Genomic DNA, 19,560 nt, shown 5'->3' on the forward strand with positions numbered 1-19,560 from the left:
CCTCAAATCAGAGAACGTCGACCCGCCAGCGCATGCGCCAGAGTACCACCATCGATAAACTCAAGCTCTCCGCCCACAGGTACACCGTGCGCGATTCGACTCACCCGAATACCCAACTCGCGCACCTGCTCGGCAATGTAATGCGCCGTCGCCTCACCCTCCACCGTCGGATTCGTGGCCAGTATCACCTCTTGAACTTCGCCACCGCGCAGCCGCTCAACCAGCGCATCGATACCCAAATCATCGGGACCAACACCGTCAATGGGAGACAGATGACCCTTGAGCACGAAGTAATAGCCTCCAAACCCACCCGTCTGCTCGATGGCCAGCATGTCAACCGGCGACTCCAGCACACACAGCAGAGAGCGGTCACGACTACCGGAGGCACAGATACCACAAGGCGACTCTTCCGACAGGGTGCGGCAGGACTGACACTCACCGACCCGCTCTACGGCTTCCTGCAGCGCACCGGCAAGCTCCAGTGCAGCACTGCGATCATGCTCAAGCAGGTAAAGCGCCATGCGTTGCGCAGACTTCGGGCCGACACCCGGCAGACAGCGCAGCGACTTGATCAATTGCTGTATCAGCGGACTGAAGGACATCGCAATCAGAACGGCATCTGGAAGCCCGGCGGCAACTGCATGCCGGCGGTAACTTTGGACATCTGCTCCTTGGTATTGGTCTCGACCTTGCGCACGGCATCATTCACTGCGGCAGCGATCAGGTCTTCCAGGATTTCCTTGTCCTCTTCCATCAGACTGTCATCCAGGGCAACCGACTTGACGTCGTGACGACCGTTCATCACGATCTTAACCAAGCCTGCGCCCGACTCACCGGTCACCTCTGCACGCGCCACTTCCTGCTGAACGCGCTGCATGTCTTCTTGCATTTTCTGAGCCTGTTTCATCAGGCCACCCATGTTCTTCATCATTGTATTTTGCCTCCGCAATTCAACTTGGTTCGACCGGTACTACGGTATCAATATCAATATGAGCATCAAACTGTTTAAGAATGTCCTGTACCAGCGGGTCCTGCTCAATCGCCTCTACCGCTCGGGCCTGGCGAAGCTCCCGCTGTCGCTGGGCAAACTGGTGCGGCGTCTCCCGACGCTGGTCCGCACACTCGAATTCTACCTCAAGCGCCACCGCAAAATAATCACACAGCGCCTTGCCGATGCGCTCGCGCTGAACTTCATTCAACAACGCCTGCTGCTGCGCCGTGTAGTGAAACCGCAGCCTTTGCCCCTGCACCACCTCCAGCGAGAGATTGACGGCCAGACTCTCGGTCATGCCACCCAACCCCAGCCCCGCGCACACCGCAACCCAGCCCTCAGGCTGCAGCGCATCCAGCGCCAGCGGAGTCTCAGTTCGCTGCGCGCCGACCGAAGGATTGGCCAGCACCCGGGAAGGCTGCGTGACCGGTGAAGCCGGGGCCCGCACCATATCAGGCTTCGATTGCAAGGCCGCAGACGCCTGCACTGGCGCGTGAGCTGGCACCGGTTCAACAGCATGCCCAACCCTGGCCACACCCGCCTGCTCTGCCCGGCCCGGTACAGAGCCGGCACTCGAGCGGGGTTCAGGCCCGGGTTTAGCACCAGGCCGCACCTCGGGCTCAGACTTTTTTAACGCGGGCGCCCCACCGAAAGACCGCTCGTCGCCATCCCGGTCGTAGCCAACCGGAATATCGGACTCGTCATATTCAGGCGGCATATCCTGCATCGCCCCCGCGGGCATCGCGGGCTCGTCACGCGCCGCCTTCACGGCATTGGTTTGCACCGGCGCCGCCATGACCGGTTCTATTTCCGGCGCCTTCTCCGCGGCTTTATCCAGCCCCTTGCCCAGCGCTCCCTCCCGCTTAGGGGGTGACTCCTGGCGCACAGGATCAATTACTGGTGCTGCCTGCAGGCCAGGCTCCCTAACGGGTACGGCAGGCACAGCAACATCTGCAACGGAGGCAGCCGTATTATCCGGCATCCGGCTGTCTGCAGTCCGAGCGTTCGGCTGCTGATCATCGGGCTTCGCGGCGTGCTCCGCCGGGCGAGCAACCGGGGCAACCGATGCGCCCGCAGCTGCCACAGGACTGCCGCCGGGCGGCGCGCCTGCCGGGCGGAAGGCCAGCATGCGCAACAACACCATTTCCAGCCCTTCACGGGCATCCGGCACATAGGGCAAATCACGCCGCCCGAGCAGCGCGATCTGATAGTAAAGCTGTACATCCTCGGCCGTCAGCCGCCCGGCCAGCGCCAGGATTTGTTCCCGGTCACCCAGACTGTTATCAGCCGCATCGGGCAGTACCTGGGCAATGGCGACGCGGTGCAACAGGCTGATCATGTCTCCCAGCACGCTGGCATAATCGGGCGAGAACTGCGCCAGATCGGCCACCGCCGCCAGCAATGCTTTCGCATCCCGGGCTGCCAGGCACTCGACCAGCCGACTCACCAGCAGCTGATCTATGCTCCCCAGCATGGTCTGGACGTCCAGCGTCGTAATCTGGCCAGCCCCAAAGGCGATGGCCTGATCCGTCAGGCTCATGCCATCACGCATGGAACCATCGGCGGAGCGTGCCAGCAACCAGAGCGCCGCCTCCTCAAAGGGAATATGCTCCTCCCCGAGGACGAAACGCAGGTGCTCCACGATCCGCTCGGGAATCAGGTTCTTGAGGTTGAACTGCAGACAGCGCGACAGAATGGTAACGGGCAGCTTCTGCGGATCGGTCGTCGCCAGCAGAAACTTCACATGGGGCGGCGGCTCTTCCAGCGTCTTGAGCAAGGCGTTAAACGAGTGGGTCGACAGCATGTGCACCTCATCGATGAGGTACACCTTGTAACGCCCATGGGTCGGCGCATACTGCACGTTTTCCAGCAGTTCGCGAGTGTCTTCCACCTTGGTGCGCGACGCCGCATCGACTTCGATCAGGTCGACGAAGCGCCCTTCGGCAATCTCCCGACAGGCACTGCACTGGCCGCACGGATCCGACGATACGCCAACCTCGCAGTTCAGCGACTTGGCGAACAGACGTGCGATTGACGTCTTGCCCACACCCCGCGTGCCGGTAAAAAGGTAGGCATGATGCAGGCGATCATCGTCCAGCGCATTAACCAGCGCCTTCAGCACATGCTCCTGACCCACCATTTCCTGAAAACGCTTCGGACGCCATTTGCGCGCCAGCACCTGATAGCTCATTACTGCCCTGATTACGACTGAATATAACAGGCGCCTATGCTACCGGCTGAGCCCCCCAGGCGCCAGCATAACGACGGCCTTTCACCGCCACCGGGACGCAGCCAGGCTGTCACCGGCGTCAAGCCGGGACTCGAACCGGAGCACCCCTTGCACATTAGCGACTCACACATATAACAAGCATTGCTTACTCTATGCAGTGCTTACCATGAATTACGACACCAACCCGAACTTCCTGTTCGCCGACATTGGCCGACTGATGCGCCAGCGCTTCCAGCAACAGCTCGACCACAGCGAGCCGACCTGCGCCCAGGCCCGGACACTGGTCTACATCAGTCGCTATCCGGGATTGCGCCAGGTCGAGCTGGCCGAGCTGATGGAGATCCAGCCCATTACCCAGGCGCGCCTACCGACTGCACACAACCCCGACCGCACAAGACCCACTGCAGAAAATTCGCCAGATTGGCGCGGTCATTTACGAGCAGATGATGGACGGCCTGGATACCCCCCAGCGGGATGAACTGGCGCCATCCCTGGCCCGAGTACGCAGCAACCTTTCCGGCAGCCAGGCGCCCGGAAAAGCATGGCTCAGCCATGGCCATGTGGGGTGTCGGCGTGATGGTGGGCCCCCATACTGGGGCCCACCCTCGGTGGCTACCTCACCGAATACTACAGCTGGCGCTGGGTATTCTATATCAACCTGCCCTTTGGCATTCTGGCCTGGCTGGGCCTGCTCTGTTTCTCGACGAATCCCCGGTCGATCGCAAGCGTCACTTTGATCTACTGGGATTTGCCTTTCTCGGTCTCACCATCGCCGCGCTGCAGATGGCCCTCGACCGCGGTGAACTGCTTGGCTGGCTTAACTCGCCCGAAATCATGCTTGAGCTCTCGCTGGCAGCGCTGTGCAGCTACCTGTTAGTGTTCCTCAGCTGTACTGCGGCACACGCCTTCATCAGCCCCGGCATTTTTCGCGATCGCAGTTCCAGCGCCGGCCTGATAATGTTCTTCGCCGTCGGCATTATCCTGCTGGCGACCATGGCACTGCTGCCGCCCTTTCTGCAGCACCTGACGGGCTACCCGGTCGTGACCACCGGACTGCTGCTGGCACCACGAGGCATCGGCACCATGCTTGCCATGCTGATAGCCGGGCGCCTTCGGGGCACGGACAATCGCTACAAAATTGCACTGGGACTGGTACTGATCAGCTATTCGCTGCGGGAAATGACGTTCTTTACGCCGAACATCAGCCAGGGACTGGGACTGGGCTTTGTGTTTGTCCCGCTAAGCACCCCGGCATTCGCAACCCTGGCGCCAGCATTTCGCAATGAGGGCACTGCACTGTTCAGCCGGATGCGCAACATCGGCAGCAGCATCGGCATCGCCTGGATGGTCACCCTGCTGGCCCACAACACCCAGACCAATCACGCGGCCTTCGCATCCTATATCACAAACTTCAGCCTGCCATTGCAGCAGGCCATCGACACCGGCAACTGGAGCCTCGAGACCCCGACAGGACTCAGCGCCCTGAACGCCACCGTAACACGCGAAGCCCAGATACTGGCCTACCTGCAGGACTTCCAGACCATGATCTGGGTAACCCCGGCCGCCCTGCTGCTCTCCCTGATGAAGGCGCCGCTATTACAACCGACACGCCCTCAGAGGGGGTTAGCTTCGACAACCCAGGCGAATCAGGCCCCGAGCAAGGTCCGCAGGCGCTCTAGGTCTTGCGGCGTATCGACACCCGGCGGCGGCAACTCGGCCGCGACCGCTACATGAATGCGGGCACCATTCCAGAGCGCACGTAACTGCTCAAGGCATTCGGTGTTTTCAACCGCGGCGGGAGGCCACTGCACAAAGTCGTTCAGCAACTGCACCCGGTAACCGTAAATGCCAATATGGCGCTGCCACTCAAACCCGGCCGGCATCTGCTCACGCCCACCAGCGGCGGCAAAGGCGTCGCGCGGCCAGGGAATGGTGGCACGGCTGAAGTAAAGCGCCATGCCAAAACGGTCTGTCACCACCTTCACCACATTGGGGTTCATCAGACCCGTGATGTCTTCCACCGGCTCTGACAGGGTTGCGATACCCGCCTGGGGGTTGGCTGCCAGATTGGACGCCACCTGGTTAATGATCACCGGTGGGATAAGCGGCTCATCACCCTGCACATTGACGACGATCTCGTCGTCAGCCAATCCCAAACTGGCCACCACTTCCTGCAGACGGTCGGTACCGGAGGGGTGGTCCGGCGATGTCATGCACACCTCGGCACCGAAACCTCGGGCCACATCAGCAATGCGCACATCATCAGTGGCCACCAGCACCCGTGTCGCATCACTCAGGCAGGCGCGCTCGTACACATGCTGAATCATCGGTTTGCCGGCGATATCGGCCAGCGGCTTGCCCGGAAAACGCGTGGAGCCGAAACGCGCCGGGATGATCACAGTGAAACTCATGGACGCACCTGTTTCTTGAGCGCTTCACGTTCCTCGTCGGTCAACTTGCGGGCTTCGGTTTCCAACATCACCGGAATACCATCGCGAATCGGGTATGCCAGGCCACTGGCACTGCAGAACAGCTCGTCGGTTTCCCTGTGATAATGCAGCGACGCCTTGGATACCGGACATACCAGAATATCGAGCAGTTTCTTATCCATCATTGTCTCTCACTTGAGGTCGCATCAGACGCCGCAACCTGCGGCCCTGGCGCACCTTGCCTATTTAACTGCGTCGCCAGCGCAGATTCAAATGCTGCGTCCAGCTGCGCCTCCACCGGCAGGTACCAGCTGTTGGCCGGCGCCAGATGGCGGCACTTCACCGCATCCTTTTCGGTCATGATCAACGCCAGCTCATCACCAAACGCCAGATCCTCGGCGCTGAACGCGTGATGATCGGCAAAACTGTGGGGAATGGGATCAAATCCCAGTCGGCGCAGACTGTCAAAGAAGCGCTGCGGATTGCCGATGCCGGCCAGCGCATGCACACGCCTGGAGCCACGCCAGCTCGCCGCCGGAAGGCGCGTATGTGCGCTATCGAGGGAACAGAGCGCACCGGGCACCAGTCGCATGACATGCGAACCGGCCGGACGAAAAGGCCCCTCACCGTTGACCACAATGAGATCGACCGACGCCATGCGCTCAGGCGGCTCGCGCAACGGCCCTTCCGGCAGACAGCGCCCGTTACCCAGGCCCCGTTCGCTGTCCAGCACCAGAATTTCGACACTTCTCCCCAGACGGTAATGCTGCAGACCATCGTCGCTGATAATCAGGTTGCAGTCGGTCTCTTGCAGCAGGTACTGCGCCGCTGCCACCCGATCCGGGTCAATCACCAGCGCACACCCACTGCGCTCAACGATCAGCAGCGGCTCGTCCCCCACCTCGGCGGCATCGGCACCCGCCTTCACCATGCAGGGATAATGTGAGGCCCGGGCGCCATAACCCCGGCTGACAACACCCGGCGTGTAACCCGCGGCGCGCGCCCACTCCAGCAACGCCAGAACCAGCGGCGTCTTACCAGTGCCGCCCACGGAAATATTACCGACAATAATAAGCGGCACTGGCGGCTGCCAGATGCGTTCAGGATGGGATAGATACGAATGACGGCGGCGCAGCACCAGATGTCGAAACAGCCACGCCAGCGGGCGCAACAAACACAGCCAGCGACTTCCCTGATACCAGCCCCTCACCCAGGCGCTCATGATGTCAGGGCGAGCCCGGTTCGCGGGTCGTAATGCTTAGCTGCACGAAACCCAGCTGACCGGCGACATCCATGACGGTCACCACGGCCTGGTGCGGCGTTGTGCCATCAGCGGTAATCAGCAAAGGACGGTCACGCTCATCGCCTGCACTCTGGCGCAGCGCCTGGCGCAGCGTATCGGGCTTGGAATTGACCAGCGGCTGACCATTAACGCTATAGCGCCCCTGCGCATCGATCAGAACTTCCAGCAATTGCGCAGGTGCCTCACCGGGCTCGCCACTGGCCTCCGGCAGGTCAACCTGAAGATGGGTTTCGCGGGTAAAGGTCGTCGACACCATGAAGAAAATCAGCAGCAGAAACACCACATCAATCAGCGGTGTCAGGTTGACACTGACTTCTTCCTGACTGCGGCGCTGGAACTTCACGCGAACATCTCCGGTCCTGAAAACAGCACGGGCGCATTAGCAGCCTGTCGGGCTTTTCCGCAGTAGATCAGCGTCAGGTCCGACAGGCTGCTAGACATGATCAATTTCACGCTCGCCATGCACCACTTCCACCAGTTTTACAGCCTCCTGCTCCATTTCATTGACCAGGGAGTCGACCTTGCGCTGAAAGAAACGGTGGAAGATCAATGTCGGAATTGCCACCGAGAGACCGGCCGCCGTGGTAATCAGGGCTTCGGAGATACCGCCTGCCAGCACCGAGGCATTCCCCGTCCCCTGCACCATGATTTCGGTAAACACCTTGATCATGCCGATGACGGTGCCCAGCAGCCCCAGCAGCGGCGTTACCGCAGCAATGGTACCCAGAGGATTGAGAAAACGTTCCAGCTCATGAATCACCTGGCTGGCGGCCTCAAGGATGCTTTCCTTCATCACCTCACGGCCGTGCTTGGCGTTGTTCAGGCCGGCAACCATGATGCGGCCAAGCGGGCTGTGCTGCTTGATTTCGCGCATCTGCGCAGGCGTCAGCGTCTTGCCCTGAATCTGCCCCCAGATATCGGCCAGCAGGCCACCCGGTGCAATGCGTGATGTGCGCAGCACCCACAAGCGCTCAAGACAGATCGCCAGCGAAAGCACCGAACACGCCACGATCGGAATCATCAACCAGCCACCGGCTTTCAGAAGTTCAAACACCCTGCATCCTCCGCTCGAATGCTGGCTACTCTAACATAGCTCCCCTGCCAAAAGTAGGTCATTAACCCGCTGACCAATAACGCTTTTTCACCCCACGCCAGGACCGGATTCGACACTCCCCCTGCGCCAGAGCAGTAAGCTCCAGCGCCCCGGCATCCGCCGTATTGAACAACTCGGCGCCACGCTTTTCGAAACGGGCCTTCACCTCGGGAGCCGGATGCCCGTACTGGTTCAAAAAGCCCGCACTGAACAATGCGTAGCGAGGTTGCAGAGCCGCGAGAAAGGCCTCGGTCGAGGAGCTGCGGCTGCCGTGATGGGATGCCACCAGCCAGGTCACCGGCATCAGGGACCCACCCTTGACCAGCTTCTGTTCCACATCGGCCTCGATATCGCCCGTCAGCAATAAACGGCAACCGAGCGTTTCAATCAGCAACACACAGGACTGGTCATTCTCGCTCGCCCCTGCACTGCCATGCAGGTAACTAAACTCCACACCCGCCCAGCGCCAGTGCTGCCCTGCCCGACAGGCATGATAGCCCTCCTCGCGCTGCAGCCTCAGGCTGCCGGACTCCTGCCGCCAAACCGATAGCTCCCGTAACACCTGCTCGCGCCCGCCTGCGTGATCGTTGTCGGCATGACTGACAACAAAGCGATCCAGCGCCACCTCGCCACGACCTTGCAGATAGGGCAGAACAGTGCGTTCAAACGCGGCTCCACCACTGCGGTAACCGGGGCCTGTGTCATACAGCAAACGATGCTCCCCCGCCTGCACCCAGACCGCCAGACCCTGCCCGACATCAAACACCCAGGCGCGAAACCCCGGCGGGGACGACACAGGCGCACTGCCAAACAACGCCAGGAACCATATCATGCCGGCCAGCACGCGCACCCGCCATCCCAATGGCAACACGACCGCCAGTGACGCCAGCAATGCCGGTACCAACAACACCGCATGGGGTACGGGCAAAGGCCCGCCGACCGCCATGTTCTGCGCCAGTACCGCCTGTTCCACCGCGCCCAGCCCCTGCCACAACCACCCCAGCACCGTGGCATAAAGATCCGCCGGCTGCGCAATACCGCACCAGAACCCAAACAATACCGGCACCAGGCCTACCACCAGCACCGGCAGCAACGGAATGGCAAGCAGATTAACCAGCGGCGCCACCAGCGAGACCTGACCAAACCAACCCAGCAAAAACGGCGTCATCATGCAAAAGATCGCCAGCTGCGCACCGAGCAGACGCTGCCACAGCGACTGACGCCCACGTACCGATGCCAGCATCAGCAGCATCGCCACGGCACCGAACGACAACCAGAGCCCCGGCGCATGCACTGCCAAAGGTTGCAGGCTGAGCACCACCGCAAGTGCCAGCCACCAGCGCTGCCACAAGCTCAGCTGCAGCAGATAGAAGGTCGACAGCAGCAGTGCTGCGGCCATGATCCACGCCCGTAGCGTGGCAATACCCGCACCTGCCAGCAAGACATAGGCCCCACTGAGCAGCAGCGCCAGCAATACCGGAAGCAGGCGCAATGCCTGCACACTCACATAGCCTGCCGGACAGAGCCAGAGCAGGCCGCGCCCGAGCAGCCAGCCCAGCGCCACCACGATGCCGATATGCAGACCGCTGACAACCACCAGGTGCACGGTGCCGGTGCGACGCAACCGCTCCCAGTGCGCAGCCGACAGCATGGATCCATCACCAATCAGAAAGGCCCGCGCCAATGCCGCGACGGAAGGGTCCGCCAGGCTGACGGACAACTGCGCCCCCAGCGCCGCCCGCACTCGATCAAGCGTCCAGTGCCGCGACTGCAGGGCGTGGAATTGACGCACATAGCCCACCGCATCCATATCCCGCATCAGCGCCCAGAGCTCATAGTCAAAGCCAGCGGGATTCCAGAGACTGTGCGGCGGTTTGAGCCGTACACTGAGCGAGACCCGATCACCCGGTATCAACAGCGGCATCGTGCCGTACGCACTCAGGCGTACTCGACGCAGCCTGCTTTGCTGCTGCGACATGACCCGCAGTTCGAACCGCTGCACCTCACCTGACACCTCGGGCAAGCCGACAACCTCACCCGCCAGGCGCTGCTCTGTGCCCGCCTGGCGTACATCCAGCCGGTGCCACAGCTGCCAGTTGCCGTACGTAACGGCCAACAGAAATCCCAGCCACAGCGGCACCGCCTGCCGGCGCCAGCGGCTGCACACCAGCAGCGGACAAAAAGCCACCAGCAGATAACCGGCGGGCAGCTGCGGCAACAGTGACGCCAGTACAATTCCCGCAACGTAGTAGATCATCCTTGATCCTGTCGGGTTGGCTTACGTAAGACCTGAATGCATAATAGATGCCCTCAGAGACTGCAATCAAAGTGCGACACCTATGCCTCGCAAGCTGATCAAGAAGTACATGCCCAATGAGCACCGGTTTCGCACTCACCGGTCCCTGAGCTGGCTGGGTGATCATATTCACGACCCAAACCTGTTCCACCTGACCCGCAAGTCCGTCTCCCGGGCAGCCATGGTGGGCATCTTCTGCGCCTTCATGCCGATTCCGCTGCAAATGCTTGCCGCCGCCATCATCGCGGTTGTCGCCCGTTCAAACCTGCCAATATCCGTTGGCCTCGTCTGGCTTACCAACCCGCTGACTATGCCGCCGGTGTTCTACTTCACTTACCTGATCGGCTCGCAGATTTTGGGCGCGCCAGTAAAGCATGTCGCATTCGAATTTTCCCTGCAGACCCTGGGCGCCGAGATATCGGCCGTCTGGTGGCCCCTGCTGCTGGGTTCCGTGATCTGCGGGGTCGTGTTTTCGCTGCTGGGCTATGCGGCGGTGCAGCTGTTCTGGATTTACCACGTGAACAGCAGCTGGAAAAAGCGCCGCCAGGCGCGCAAAAACCGCAAGTAAACCGACGTTCTGCCGGCACAGAAAAGCACCCCACACGGTGGAATGCCCAGGCATAAAAAAACGACAGCACAGGCTGTCGTTTTTTATGGCCGGCGCCGCGCATCAACGCGGCAGCCCGACGAACGAGAAGGGATTGTCAATCAGGCAGGGAACAGGCTGCCATCACGCAATTCAAGCTTGCGATCCATGCGAGAAGCAAGCTCCAGGTCATGGGTCACAACGATAAAGGACACGCCGGTGCGCCGATTCAGATCATCCATCAGGGCCTGCACTTCGGCGGCCGTGTTGCGATCCAGGTTACCGGTCGGCTCATCCATCAGTACGCAGGCGGGCTCGGTTACCAGCGCCCTGGCAATGGCCACACGCTGACGCTCTCCCCCGCTGAGCTGGGCCGGCCGATGCTGCAGACGCTTGCCCAAACCCACCGCCTGCAACACCTTTTCTGCCGCTGCAGCCGCGTCGCGTACCGGCGTGCCGCGAATGAGCAGCGGCATGGCGGTATTTTCCAGCGCATTGAACTCCGGCAGCAAGTGGTGAAACTGGTACACGAAACCCAGCACCCGGTTACGAATATCGCAACGCTGACGCTCCGTCACGGCAAATAGATCTTCGCCACCAACCTCGACACTGCCATTGCTCGGACGATCAAGACCGCCCAGTATATTCATCAGGGTACTCTTGCCCGAACCAGAGCTGCCGATGATCGCCACCCGCTCTCCGCGCTGAATCTGCAGGTGCACGTTATCGAGCACCTGCAGCGTCGTGCTGCCCTCGCTGTACGCCTTGGCGATGCCTTGCGCATTCATCACCCAGTTACTCATAGCGCAATGCCTCCGCAGGTTCGGTCCGGGACGCGCGCCAGGCCGGATACAGCGTCGCAAGAAAACCGATGGTCAGGGCGGCGCTGCAAATCAGGCCGACATCATGCCATTGCAGCTGCGAAGGCAGATAGCTGATGAAGTACACATCGGCGGAGAGAAACTGAATGCCCAGCGCGCGCTCCATCCAGGCCACCAGGTCCGTTACGGTCAGCGCCAGCAGGACGCCAAGACCCGTACCCAGCAAGGTGCCAATCGTACCGATAAGGCAGCCCTGCACCATGAAGATGCGCATGATGCGCCCGGAGCTTGCCCCCAGCGTGCGCAATATGGCGATATCCGCCTTTTTGTCCGTAACCACCATGACCAGGGTCGACACAATATTAAAGGCAGCCACAAACACGATAAGGAACAACAGGAGGCCGATCATGCGCTTTTCCATCTGAATCGCCTGGAAGAGATTGCCATGGGAGCGCGTCCAGTCACTGACCAGATAGGGACCGTTCAGGCCCGATGCAATCTGGCGCACCGCGACCGGTGCATCGAACAGATCGTCAAACCGCAGCCGTATGCCATCAACGCCATCGCCCTTGCGCGTAATAACGGCAGCATCCTCCAGGCTGATATAGGCCAGGTTTGCATCCAGTTCAGCCCCCACCTCGAACACGCCGACGACGGTAAAGCGCTTCATCCGCGGCACCACACCGGCCACGCTGACCGAAGCCTCCGGCAGCACCAGCGTCACCTTATCGCCGCTGCCCACACCCAGAGAGCGTGCCAGCAAGGCACCCAGCACAATACCAAAGCGCTCATTGCCAAGTGCAGCAAGGCTACCCTCGCGCATGTGGTCGCCAATGATGGACACCTGATTTTCACGGTCCGGGTCGATCCCCGTCACCTGAACACCGTGCACACTGCCGCCCTGGGTGAGCATGCCCTGCGCCTGAATATAAGGCGCAGTACCAAGTACACCGGGCTGGCGCGCAATCTCGTTGGCGAGAAGACGCCAGGACTGCAGCGGCTCGCCGTAGCCGCCAATGGTGGCATGGGGCACCATCCCCAGAATGCGCTGCTTGAGCTCCCGGTCAAATCCGTTCATTACGGACAGCACCACTATCAGCGCGGCGACACCCAGCATCAGCCCAAGCATCGATACCAGGGAGATAAAGGAAATAAAATGATTGCTACGTTTGGCGCCGGTATAACGCAGGCCAACGTAAAGAGAGAATGGTCTGAACATGCGCGGGATTAAACCACAGCGAGGGGATTTACTCTAACAAAATCAGCGTAATGTTGTTATTCTCGTTATCAGAAAAAGAACCTCAGGAGAGACGTCAATGGAGCAGGATCGGCGCCAGTTCTACCGCATCGAGCACCAGGTCGCCATTGAATACAAGCTGGTACCCGAAGCCGATGTCATGACCAGCAATCGCCCCTACCAATTCGACGTTTCCCGCCACTTTCTCCTGCTTAGCGAACTGCGGGCCATGGATACCGATACCGGGCACCTGCTGCGCAAGATCAGTGAAAATCAACCCGAAGTTTCAGCCTATCTGAAGCTGCTGGACAACAAGATCAACCGTATAGCCCGCAGCCTGGTGTCGGAGGAAATGCAGGATTCCGGCGCGCTGCGCATGCGCAACATCAGCCTCAGCGAAGGCGGTCTGTCTTTCGACTGCAATGACGCCCTGCCACAGGGACAGTACCTGGCCCTGAAGCTGATTTTCCCCGAAACCCTGCTTGGTCTGCTGCTGTACGCCATTGTACAGCGCAGTGAAGCCGTTGACGGGGGCCACAAGATCGGCATTGAATTTTTCAACATGCCCGAAAGCTGTCGCACCCTCCTGGCGCGCTTTGTTCTTGAAGCCCAGGCACGGGAACGCCAGCTCAACGCCAATGCCTGATTCACACGCACCTTCAGGACAGCCCCTGGCGAGCGAACTGCTGGAGGCATTCGATAACCTGAACCGCAGCCTGGCACAGTTCTGCACCTTGCTGCGTCAGAGCAACCGGGCCCTGTGGATTCCGCGCCGCGACAGTGAAAGCAGCATCAGCGAACGGGATTTTGCCTGCAGCCTGATCGCGGATATCTGGTACAGAGATGGTCAGGATGGGCGCTGCACCCGCAGTCGCCACGGACTGATTGGTGCAGATGAGACAGTACTGGCCAGCGCCCACACACTTAACCAGCATAAAGCCGCCTTTCAGCAGGCCGCCAGCCGTCTCAACGCTCAGCACCTGCGCGAACTGCCCACGCAACTGGCTCATCGCAGTGCACTGCTGGGCGAGCTGCTCAACAACCAGGGGCTCGGCCGCATCCACCTCAAGCAGTGTTACCGCCAGGTACCCATACTGGAAAGCACGCCTAGCCGCATCGGCTTCAACTGGTACACCAGTGGGCGCAGCATACGCCGCCTGACAGCAGAAGACGCCATGCAGCTGCTGCTGAAGCTCGACCAAAGCCAGCCCCATGTGCAGATACAACTTGCGCGCCTGTCGCCCCTGAGCGCAGAAACCCCGCTTGCCCAGCTGCAGACCCAGGTTCCGGTGATGCGCGCCAACATCGCCTGGAAACAGGACCAGGGCTGGATACGCCAGGCACGCAACTGTCCGCTGCCGTTGCTGTTTCCATTGGCAGAGGATAGCCCCCTGCCGGAACACAACAGACCCGAGCTGGAACCGCCGGCCGGTCGCCAGCGCGCTGAACGCTCGGACGCGCGTATCGATCCCGAACCCTTTATTCCCAGTCTGCGTATTCACCGTTACCAGCATTAATACTATCCATCAGGCTATCCATGACCCAATCCAGAACCAAACTGCTACACCATATCGCCACCGCCGCAGGCCTGTTGTTTCTCGGTCTCTGGTACCTGCTGTTCAAGCAACTGGGCATCCTCGACTGGATCGTTAATCTCGTGCCCCCCTCCCATGCAGGCGCCGGCCTGATGCTCGGCATTGCAACAGTCATGATACCGGGCTTCTTTATCTGGAAACTCTACAACCGCTGGGTTGAGCGCCGCCTGGACATTCGCGGCCGCTACTATGAAGACAGCTACTATGAACGGCAGCCCGACAAGGACGATGACTGACAAGCCCTCTGATACGGGTCACCACTGACCAGGCATTCAGCGTCGAACGATCAAGTCGACTACACTTAATGCTCGCACTCTGACTCAACATGGAATCCACTCAGATTGTCACTGCGCCCAGCGCAATAACAGGAAGTTATGAACGCCAGAACCCGCGTGTTCAGCAATCCCCCGACTGCACTTTCACGCCACGACAATGTGGGCGGCAGCGGCGAGGGTCCGGCGCCCCCCAGGCTGCTCAGCTGGATACAGCAACACCATAAACAGATCCGTCTCGCGGCCGCCCCGCTCCTGCTACTGCTCATCGCTGCCGTCTGCGGCCTCGTCTACCTGACCGGCGGTATCAAATATGTCTACGCACACTCCATGTATCTGGTGATCGTGCTGGGTGGCTTCATTTATGGCATACCTGGCGGCGCCATCACAGGCGCCCTGGCCGGGCTGGTGCTGGGACCACTGATGCCCATTGATGTCAGCACTGGCGAGGCACAGAAAACCCTCAACTGGCTGTACCGCAGTGGCTTTTTTATCCTTGCAGGCGTGTTCTGCGGCACCGCAAGAGACTGCGTGCAGCGCTATCTGAACCACATCCAGTGGCTCATGCACCACGACAGCTCCAGTGAACTGGCCAACCGCCCGGCACTGATCGCCCGCCTTAACGCTACGAGATATAGCGAGCAGCACATCAAACGCGGCTACCTGGCAGTGATCTCCGTGGAAAACATGCAGGAAATGGAATCCGCATACGGCCCGGGCGTCAGCGATGAAATCATCCGGCAACTGTCCAGGCGCCTGAAGAGCCTGGAAAATAGCGATATTGAGCCCTACCGGATCAATGCCCATCAGCTGGCGATCACCCTGACCGCAATATCGGAGCGTGGCATTGAAAAGCGTCTGACCCAGTTGAGCGACACGTTCAGCCTGCCGTTTCGTTTTGACACACTGTCCATTCATGGTGATATCAGTACAGGCTATACTCCGCTTGCAAACCGGGATGATAAGCCCGAAACCTGCCTGCGGCAGGCCGAAATAGCACTGCGCCGCGCCTCCGAACGATCCCAGCGCTGGGTTCGCTTTACCCCCGAGCTGGATGCCGCCGACAATCAGGACACCCTCGAGCTGCTGGCTGAACTGAAGACAGCCCTGACCTCCAACCAGCTGATGCTGCACTACCAGCCAAAAATCTGCCTGCTGAGCAATGCTATCCTCGGCGCGGAAGCACTGATGCGATGGCAGCACCCCGAACGCGGCTTCATCCCGCCGGGTCGATTCATTCCCCGCGCCGAACACAGCACCTTGATAGACCAGCTGACTGCCTGGGCCATCGACAGCGCCCTGACCCAGATTGCTCTCTGGCATGCCAAGGGCATGAAGCTAAGCGTGGCGGTGAACATATCCACCCGCAACCTGCTGGATCCCAATTTTGTCGATACCGTGCTGGCACTGCTGGAAAAGCATCAGGTCGACGGCGCCCTGCTGGAACTCGAAATCACCGAAGGGGCCTTCATGCTCGATATTGATCACACCGTTCGCGAACTGACACGCCTGTCCAACGCCAACATCACCCTGTCCATTGATGATTTCGGCACAGGCTATTCGTCCCTGCAATACCTGGATGCGCTGCCGGTCTCCATAATCAAGGTTGACCAGTCGCTCATAAAGTCCCTGTCTAAAACCTCGGCCTCATCCCATATCGTCAAGGCGGCGGTGGACATGGCCCACAACCTCGGCATGCAGGTGGTCGCCGAAGGCGTAGAAACGAAAACGGCCTATGATCTGCTGGCAGACTACGGCTGTGATATTGCCCAGGGCTATTTTATTGCCCGCCCCCTCACTGCCGCCGACTTCACCCACTGGCACGAAAGCCGCAAGGGATATTTTCACCCTAACTGATCAGGGGATCACCGTTATAAAACCCCGATGCCGATCGACGCCAGGTGCTACAATGTTCCGCAATACAACCGCCAAGCGATCCTGATGAAAAACGGCACCAATGAGCATGCCGCCATCTTTATTCTTGAGCGCGACAAGGACAAAATTCATTCGATGAACCATCCGCAACCCAATAACCCGCTGCACGGCATTACCCTGGAACAGGTCGTCACCCGACTGGTTGAACACTACGGCTGGAGTGAACTGGGCGATCGTATCGATATTCGCTGCTTCACCCAGGACCCCTCAATCAAGTCGAGTCTCAAGTTTCTGCGCCGCACCCCCTGGGCCCGCAAGAAAGTCGAAGACCTCTATATTGCCATCCTGTCCGACAGCCCTCCCCGCTGAGGGTCTCGTCACAGCCGGGCCTGATCGCCCGCAGGATGTTATGTCACGTGCGAACACTCCCATCGATCAGCCCAACCTGGATTCCAGTTTAATGGCAAGCAAATCATTTATTTTACAGCGCATCTGTATCTATGCCGGGACCACCTTCGACCCCGACGTCGATCTCAAGGTCAGGGAAGTCCTGCGTGACAAGTTCAACATCTCCCTGCCCCAGCGCCGCTCACTGGAGGAATCCATGATGGCCCTGGCAACCCGGCCCGAGATCATTGGCCTCATCATGGAATACCGCGCCCTGACGGCGAGCAAAAACAAGGCGAAAGCGATTAATGCGCAAAGAACGTGAAGCGCCCGCAAAGGCAGACATTGCCCTGCTCGAGCCTTTTGAGGGACTGAGCCTGGCACAGATCAGGGTGCCCCGTAGCCGCGAGGAGTTCCTCGCCGCCACACAGGACCTGCTGCAATGCCGCTTTATTGGCTTTGATACCGAGTCCAAACCCACCTTTGAAAAAGGCGAAACCTCACGCGGCCCCCATATCGTGCAGCTCACCACGCTCAATCATGCCTATATTTTTCAGCTGTGGCGTGATCACTGCTGCGAATCCCTGTGCCGGATTCTGCAGTCGGCGGACACCGTCAAGGTTGGCTTCGGACTGCGTTCAGATCGCAGCCATATCCGCCGCCGACTCGGCATCAGCCCCAATGCATTGCTGGACATGAACCAGGTTTTTCGCAAGCAGGGCTATCGTCGCGAGCTGGGCGTAAAGGCGGCTATCGCCCTGCTGCTGCGGCAAAAATTTCACAAATCGAAATCCGTTGCGATGTCCAACTGGGCGCTGCCGGAACTGAAAGACAATCAGCTGCTCTACGCTGGCAACGATGCATATGCCGCACGGGTAGTACTGGAATTACTCCAGGTGAAAGAGGACGCTCTGCCGGTCAGTTATGCGCACGATGCAACACCCGCCGGGTAAACGAAAAAATCAGGGAAAGGACCAGTCGCCATCACCGGCCCCAACCACAGGCCAGGGCGACCCGTGGTGAGACGCAGAACCGTCGCTTAGATGTTGGAAATCCGGTTCAATCCGGATATGGCTGCAACACGGTAGGCTTCCGCCATCGTCGGGTAGTTGAACGTCGTATTGATAAAGTACTTCAGGGTGTTGGCTTCGCCCTTCTGCGCCATGATCGCCTGGCCGATATGGACGATCTCCGCCGCATGGTCGCCAAAGCAATGAATGCCCAGAATCTCAAGCGTATCGCGGTTAAACAACACCTTGAGCATACCCACCGTCTGACCCGAAATCTGCGCCCGGGCGGTATCCTTGAAGAAGGCCTGACCCACCTCATACGGCACGCATTCCGCTGTCAGCTCTTCCTCGGTTTTACCCAGCGAACTGATTTCCGGCAGCGTATAGATGCCGGTCGGCACTTCATTGATATAACGGAAATCCTCAGCGCTGAGCAGGTCGGCCGCCGCCGAGCGCCCCTGGTCCAGCGCCGCCGACGCAAGACTTGGCCAGCCCACGACGTCACCGGCGGCATAAACGCCTTCGCAGCCGGTACGGTAATGGTCATCCACCTCCAGCTGGCCACGACTGTTGGGCACAAGACCAATATTCTCCAGCCCCAGGGAGTCCGTATTGCCGGTACGGCCGTTACACCACAGGAAGGCATCTGAATGAATGCGCTTGCCGGACTTGAGCGTCATGATCACCCCGCCCTGGTCCGCCACCACAGACTCATAATCCTCGTTATGACGAATCTTCACGGCGTTGTTGCGCAGGTGGTAACTCAACGCATCCGATATTTCGCCATCAAGGAACGACAGCAGGCGGTCCCGCTGGTCGATCAGATCCACCTTTACACCCAGGCCTGCAAAAATGGATGCGTATTCACAACCGATAACACCGGCACCGTAAATAACCAGGGTTCGGGGCGTGTGGCTTAGCTTGAGAATCGTATCCGAGTTGTAGATACGCGGATGTGTAAAATCGATATCCGCCGGGCAGTATGGGCGCGAGCCGGTCGCAATCACCACATTGCGCGCACGCAATGTTTCATCGCCATTAGCGGTCCCACGCACGACGATAGTATTTTTGTCGGTGAATTCGGCCCGGCCAAAAAACACATCCACACGGTTGCGTGCATAAAAATTCGTGCGCAGCATGACCTGATTGGCAATGACTTTTTCGGCGCGGTTCAGCACGATTGGAAACGAGAACCAGCGTGGCTCACCAATATCACGGAACATGGGGTTGGTATTGAATTCGATAATCTGCTTCACGGAATGACGCAGCGCCTTGGAAGGAATCGTGCCCTTGTGTGTGCAGTTGCCACCCACCAGGTCCTGCTCCTCGATCACCGCAACGCGACGCCCCTTCTTGACCGAATTCATCGCCGCACCCTCGCCCGCAGGCCCGGATCCAATCACAATGACGTCATAGTCATACACTGCCATTCGCT

General features: G+C 59.7%; 22 protein-coding genes. 10 read left to right on the top strand and 12 right to left on the bottom strand.

The genetic code is table 11. The annotated features are described in order from the left end of the window. Positions 1 to 2 precede the first annotated feature (2 nt). Genes recR through dnaX form a run of 3 tightly spaced genes read right to left on the bottom strand, consistent with a single transcriptional unit; the run spans position 3 to position 3,182 of the window. Complete coding sequence (gene recR, locus F451_RS0102265) at positions 3 to 602, bottom strand: recombination mediator RecR (protein ID WP_020679730.1); 600 nt, start codon at positions 600 to 602, stop codon at positions 3 to 5. A gap of 5 nt (positions 603 to 607) precedes the next feature. Continuing rightward, positions 608 to 931 carry a YbaB/EbfC family nucleoid-associated protein gene (locus F451_RS0102270; protein ID WP_020679731.1) on the bottom strand — a complete coding sequence of 108 codons (324 nt, stop codon included), beginning with the start codon at positions 929 to 931 and terminating at the stop codon, positions 608 to 610. 19 nt (positions 932 to 950) lie between these two features. After that, the gene (dnaX, locus tag F451_RS0102275; protein ID WP_020679732.1) at positions 951 to 3,182 is read right to left on the bottom strand and encodes a DNA polymerase III subunit gamma/tau; all 2,232 of its coding nucleotides are present in this window, start codon (positions 3,180 to 3,182) and stop codon (positions 951 to 953) included. 205 nt (positions 3,183 to 3,387) lie between these two features. Between dnaX and F451_RS24585 the strand changes: the two genes are divergently transcribed. Both F451_RS24585 and F451_RS28910 read left to right on the top strand, forming a co-directional pair. Then, positions 3,388 to 3,699: a hypothetical protein gene (locus F451_RS24585; protein WP_051103893.1), complete on the top strand. Its 312-nt coding sequence runs from the start codon at positions 3,388 to 3,390 to the stop codon at positions 3,697 to 3,699. Continuing rightward, the gene (locus tag F451_RS28910) at positions 3,696 to 4,955 is read left to right on the top strand and encodes an efflux MFS transporter permease (protein WP_051103894.1); all 1,260 of its coding nucleotides are present in this window, start codon (positions 3,696 to 3,698) and stop codon (positions 4,953 to 4,955) included. Before F451_RS24585 ends, F451_RS28910 begins: the two co-directional genes overlap by 4 nt. Here F451_RS28910 and kdsB read toward each other — a convergent pair. The 6 genes from kdsB to F451_RS24595 form a co-directional block, all read right to left on the bottom strand. Further along, complete coding sequence (gene kdsB, locus F451_RS0102290) at positions 4,868 to 5,632, bottom strand: 3-deoxy-manno-octulosonate cytidylyltransferase (RefSeq protein WP_020679733.1); 765 nt, start codon at positions 5,630 to 5,632, stop codon at positions 4,868 to 4,870. The two genes, F451_RS28910 and kdsB, sit on opposite strands and share 88 nt — an antisense overlap. After that, a complete protein-coding gene (locus F451_RS0102295) occupies positions 5,629 to 5,835 on the bottom strand; it encodes a Trm112 family protein (protein WP_020679734.1) in 207 nt (68 codons plus the stop codon). The genes kdsB and F451_RS0102295 overlap by 4 nt, the downstream gene beginning before the upstream one ends. Further along, complete coding sequence (lpxK, locus tag F451_RS0102300) at positions 5,832 to 6,872, bottom strand: tetraacyldisaccharide 4'-kinase (protein ID WP_020679735.1); 1,041 nt, start codon at positions 6,870 to 6,872, stop codon at positions 5,832 to 5,834. Before lpxK ends, F451_RS0102295 begins: the two co-directional genes overlap by 4 nt. A 4-nt stretch (positions 6,873 to 6,876) precedes the next feature. Next, positions 6,877 to 7,296, bottom strand: a complete 420-nt coding sequence (locus tag F451_RS0102305; protein ID WP_020679736.1) for an ExbD/TolR family protein — start codon at positions 7,294 to 7,296, stop codon at positions 6,877 to 6,879. 90 nt (positions 7,297 to 7,386) lie between these two features. Continuing rightward, positions 7,387 to 8,007 (bottom strand): MotA/TolQ/ExbB proton channel family protein, encoded by a 621-nt coding sequence (locus F451_RS0102310; protein WP_020679737.1) that lies wholly within the window; start codon positions 8,005 to 8,007, stop codon positions 7,387 to 7,389. A 61-nt stretch (positions 8,008 to 8,068) separates the two neighbouring features. Next, complete coding sequence (locus tag F451_RS24595) at positions 8,069 to 10,303, bottom strand: DNA internalization-related competence protein ComEC/Rec2 (protein WP_020679738.1); 2,235 nt, start codon at positions 10,301 to 10,303, stop codon at positions 8,069 to 8,071. Between the two features lie 82 nt (positions 10,304 to 10,385). On the opposite strand from F451_RS24595, the gene F451_RS0102320 reads away from it, so the two are divergent. Continuing rightward, positions 10,386 to 10,910 carry a DUF2062 domain-containing protein gene (locus tag F451_RS0102320; protein ID WP_020679739.1) on the top strand — a complete coding sequence of 175 codons (525 nt, stop codon included), beginning with the start codon at positions 10,386 to 10,388 and terminating at the stop codon, positions 10,908 to 10,910. Between the two features lie 140 nt (positions 10,911 to 11,050). Here F451_RS0102320 and lolD read toward each other — a convergent pair whose 3' ends face one another. After that, positions 11,051 to 11,731 carry a lipoprotein-releasing ABC transporter ATP-binding protein LolD gene (gene lolD / locus F451_RS0102325; RefSeq protein ID WP_020679740.1) on the bottom strand — a complete coding sequence of 227 codons (681 nt, stop codon included), beginning with the start codon at positions 11,729 to 11,731 and terminating at the stop codon, positions 11,051 to 11,053. Then, complete coding sequence (locus tag F451_RS0102330; protein ID WP_020679741.1) at positions 11,724 to 12,968, bottom strand: lipoprotein-releasing ABC transporter permease subunit; 1,245 nt, start codon at positions 12,966 to 12,968, stop codon at positions 11,724 to 11,726. Before F451_RS0102330 ends, lolD begins: the two co-directional genes overlap by 8 nt. Positions 12,969 to 13,065: 97 nt before the next feature. Between F451_RS0102330 and F451_RS0102335 the strand changes: the two genes are divergently transcribed. The 7 genes from F451_RS0102335 to F451_RS24605 all read left to right on the top strand — a co-directional run bounded on the left by F451_RS0102335 (position 13,066) and on the right by F451_RS24605 (position 18,068). After that, entirely contained in the window at positions 13,066 to 13,632 is a 567-nt protein-coding gene (locus tag F451_RS0102335; RefSeq protein WP_020679742.1) for a PilZ domain-containing protein, read from the top strand. Next, positions 13,625 to 14,503 carry a hypothetical protein gene (locus F451_RS0102340; RefSeq protein ID WP_020679743.1) on the top strand — a complete coding sequence of 293 codons (879 nt, stop codon included), beginning with the start codon at positions 13,625 to 13,627 and terminating at the stop codon, positions 14,501 to 14,503. The genes F451_RS0102335 and F451_RS0102340 overlap by 8 nt, the downstream gene beginning before the upstream one ends. 20 nt (positions 14,504 to 14,523) lie before the next feature. Then, on the top strand, positions 14,524 to 14,817 hold the full coding sequence (locus F451_RS0102345; protein ID WP_020679744.1) for a hypothetical protein: 294 nt from the start codon (positions 14,524 to 14,526) through the stop codon (positions 14,815 to 14,817). Positions 14,818 to 14,955: 138 nt separating this feature from the next. After that, positions 14,956 to 16,710, top strand: coding sequence for a putative bifunctional diguanylate cyclase/phosphodiesterase (locus tag F451_RS0102350; protein WP_020679745.1), 1,755 nt, complete (start codon positions 14,956 to 14,958; stop codon positions 16,708 to 16,710). Positions 16,711 to 16,863: 153 nt separating this feature from the next. Then, complete coding sequence (locus F451_RS0102355) at positions 16,864 to 17,097, top strand: VF530 family protein (protein ID WP_026291445.1); 234 nt, start codon at positions 16,864 to 16,866, stop codon at positions 17,095 to 17,097. Between the two features lie 91 nt (positions 17,098 to 17,188). Continuing rightward, positions 17,189 to 17,440, top strand: coding sequence for a hypothetical protein (locus tag F451_RS24600; RefSeq protein WP_051103898.1), 252 nt, complete (start codon positions 17,189 to 17,191; stop codon positions 17,438 to 17,440). Then, complete coding sequence (locus F451_RS24605; protein ID WP_020679748.1) at positions 17,424 to 18,068, top strand: 3'-5' exonuclease; 645 nt, start codon at positions 17,424 to 17,426, stop codon at positions 18,066 to 18,068. The genes F451_RS24600 and F451_RS24605 overlap by 17 nt, the downstream gene beginning before the upstream one ends. A gap of 86 nt (positions 18,069 to 18,154) precedes the next feature. Here the strand turns inward: F451_RS24605 and sthA are convergent, their stop codons facing one another. Then, positions 18,155 to 19,555 (bottom strand): Si-specific NAD(P)(+) transhydrogenase, encoded by a 1,401-nt coding sequence (sthA, locus tag F451_RS0102370; protein ID WP_020679749.1) that lies wholly within the window; start codon positions 19,553 to 19,555, stop codon positions 18,155 to 18,157. Positions 19,556 to 19,560: the final 5 nt, after the last annotated feature.

This window comes from Marinobacterium rhizophilum DSM 18822 (assembly GCF_000378045.1).
Lineage (GTDB): Bacteria > Pseudomonadota > Gammaproteobacteria > Pseudomonadales > Balneatricaceae > Marinobacterium_A > Marinobacterium_A rhizophilum.

What these genes read in the sequence shown, in the direction of transcription:
- F451_RS0102340 (WP_020679743.1), top strand. Translation starts at nt 13,625, where the DNA reads ATGCCTGATTCACACGCACCTTCAGGACAGCCCCTGGCGAGCGAACTG.
- lolD (WP_020679740.1), bottom strand. Translation starts at nt 11,731, where the DNA reads ATGAGTAACTGGGTGATGAATGCGCAAGGCATCGCCAAGGCGTACAGC.
- F451_RS0102295 (WP_020679734.1), bottom strand. Translation starts at nt 5,835, where the DNA reads ATGATGGATAAGAAACTGCTCGATATTCTGGTATGTCCGGTATCCAAG.
- F451_RS0102320 (WP_020679739.1), top strand. Translation starts at nt 10,386, where the DNA reads ATGCCTCGCAAGCTGATCAAGAAGTACATGCCCAATGAGCACCGGTTT.
- F451_RS0102345 (WP_020679744.1), top strand. Translation starts at nt 14,524, where the DNA reads ATGACCCAATCCAGAACCAAACTGCTACACCATATCGCCACCGCCGCA.
- F451_RS24595 (WP_020679738.1), bottom strand. Translation starts at nt 10,303, where the DNA reads ATGATCTACTACGTTGCGGGAATTGTACTGGCGTCACTGTTGCCGCAG.
- F451_RS0102355 (WP_026291445.1), top strand. Translation starts at nt 16,864, where the DNA reads ATGAACCATCCGCAACCCAATAACCCGCTGCACGGCATTACCCTGGAA.
- F451_RS24605 (WP_020679748.1), top strand. Translation starts at nt 17,424, where the DNA reads ATGCGCAAAGAACGTGAAGCGCCCGCAAAGGCAGACATTGCCCTGCTC.
- F451_RS0102350 (WP_020679745.1), top strand. Translation starts at nt 14,956, where the DNA reads ATGAACGCCAGAACCCGCGTGTTCAGCAATCCCCCGACTGCACTTTCA.
- sthA (WP_020679749.1), bottom strand. Translation starts at nt 19,555, where the DNA reads ATGGCAGTGTATGACTATGACGTCATTGTGATTGGATCCGGGCCTGCG.
- lpxK (WP_020679735.1), bottom strand. Translation starts at nt 6,872, where the DNA reads ATGAGCGCCTGGGTGAGGGGCTGGTATCAGGGAAGTCGCTGGCTGTGT.
- kdsB (WP_020679733.1), bottom strand. Translation starts at nt 5,632, where the DNA reads ATGAGTTTCACTGTGATCATCCCGGCGCGTTTCGGCTCCACGCGTTTT.
- dnaX (WP_020679732.1), bottom strand. Translation starts at nt 3,182, where the DNA reads ATGAGCTATCAGGTGCTGGCGCGCAAATGGCGTCCGAAGCGTTTTCAG.
- F451_RS0102270 (WP_020679731.1), bottom strand. Translation starts at nt 931, where the DNA reads ATGATGAAGAACATGGGTGGCCTGATGAAACAGGCTCAGAAAATGCAA.
- F451_RS28910 (WP_051103894.1), top strand. Translation starts at nt 3,696, where the DNA reads ATGAACTGGCGCCATCCCTGGCCCGAGTACGCAGCAACCTTTCCGGCA.
- F451_RS24585 (WP_051103893.1), top strand. Translation starts at nt 3,388, where the DNA reads ATGAATTACGACACCAACCCGAACTTCCTGTTCGCCGACATTGGCCGA.
- recR (WP_020679730.1), bottom strand. Translation starts at nt 602, where the DNA reads ATGTCCTTCAGTCCGCTGATACAGCAATTGATCAAGTCGCTGCGCTGT.
- F451_RS0102335 (WP_020679742.1), top strand. Translation starts at nt 13,066, where the DNA reads ATGGAGCAGGATCGGCGCCAGTTCTACCGCATCGAGCACCAGGTCGCC.
- F451_RS0102330 (WP_020679741.1), bottom strand. Translation starts at nt 12,968, where the DNA reads ATGTTCAGACCATTCTCTCTTTACGTTGGCCTGCGTTATACCGGCGCC.
- F451_RS24600 (WP_051103898.1), top strand. Translation starts at nt 17,189, where the DNA reads ATGGCAAGCAAATCATTTATTTTACAGCGCATCTGTATCTATGCCGGG.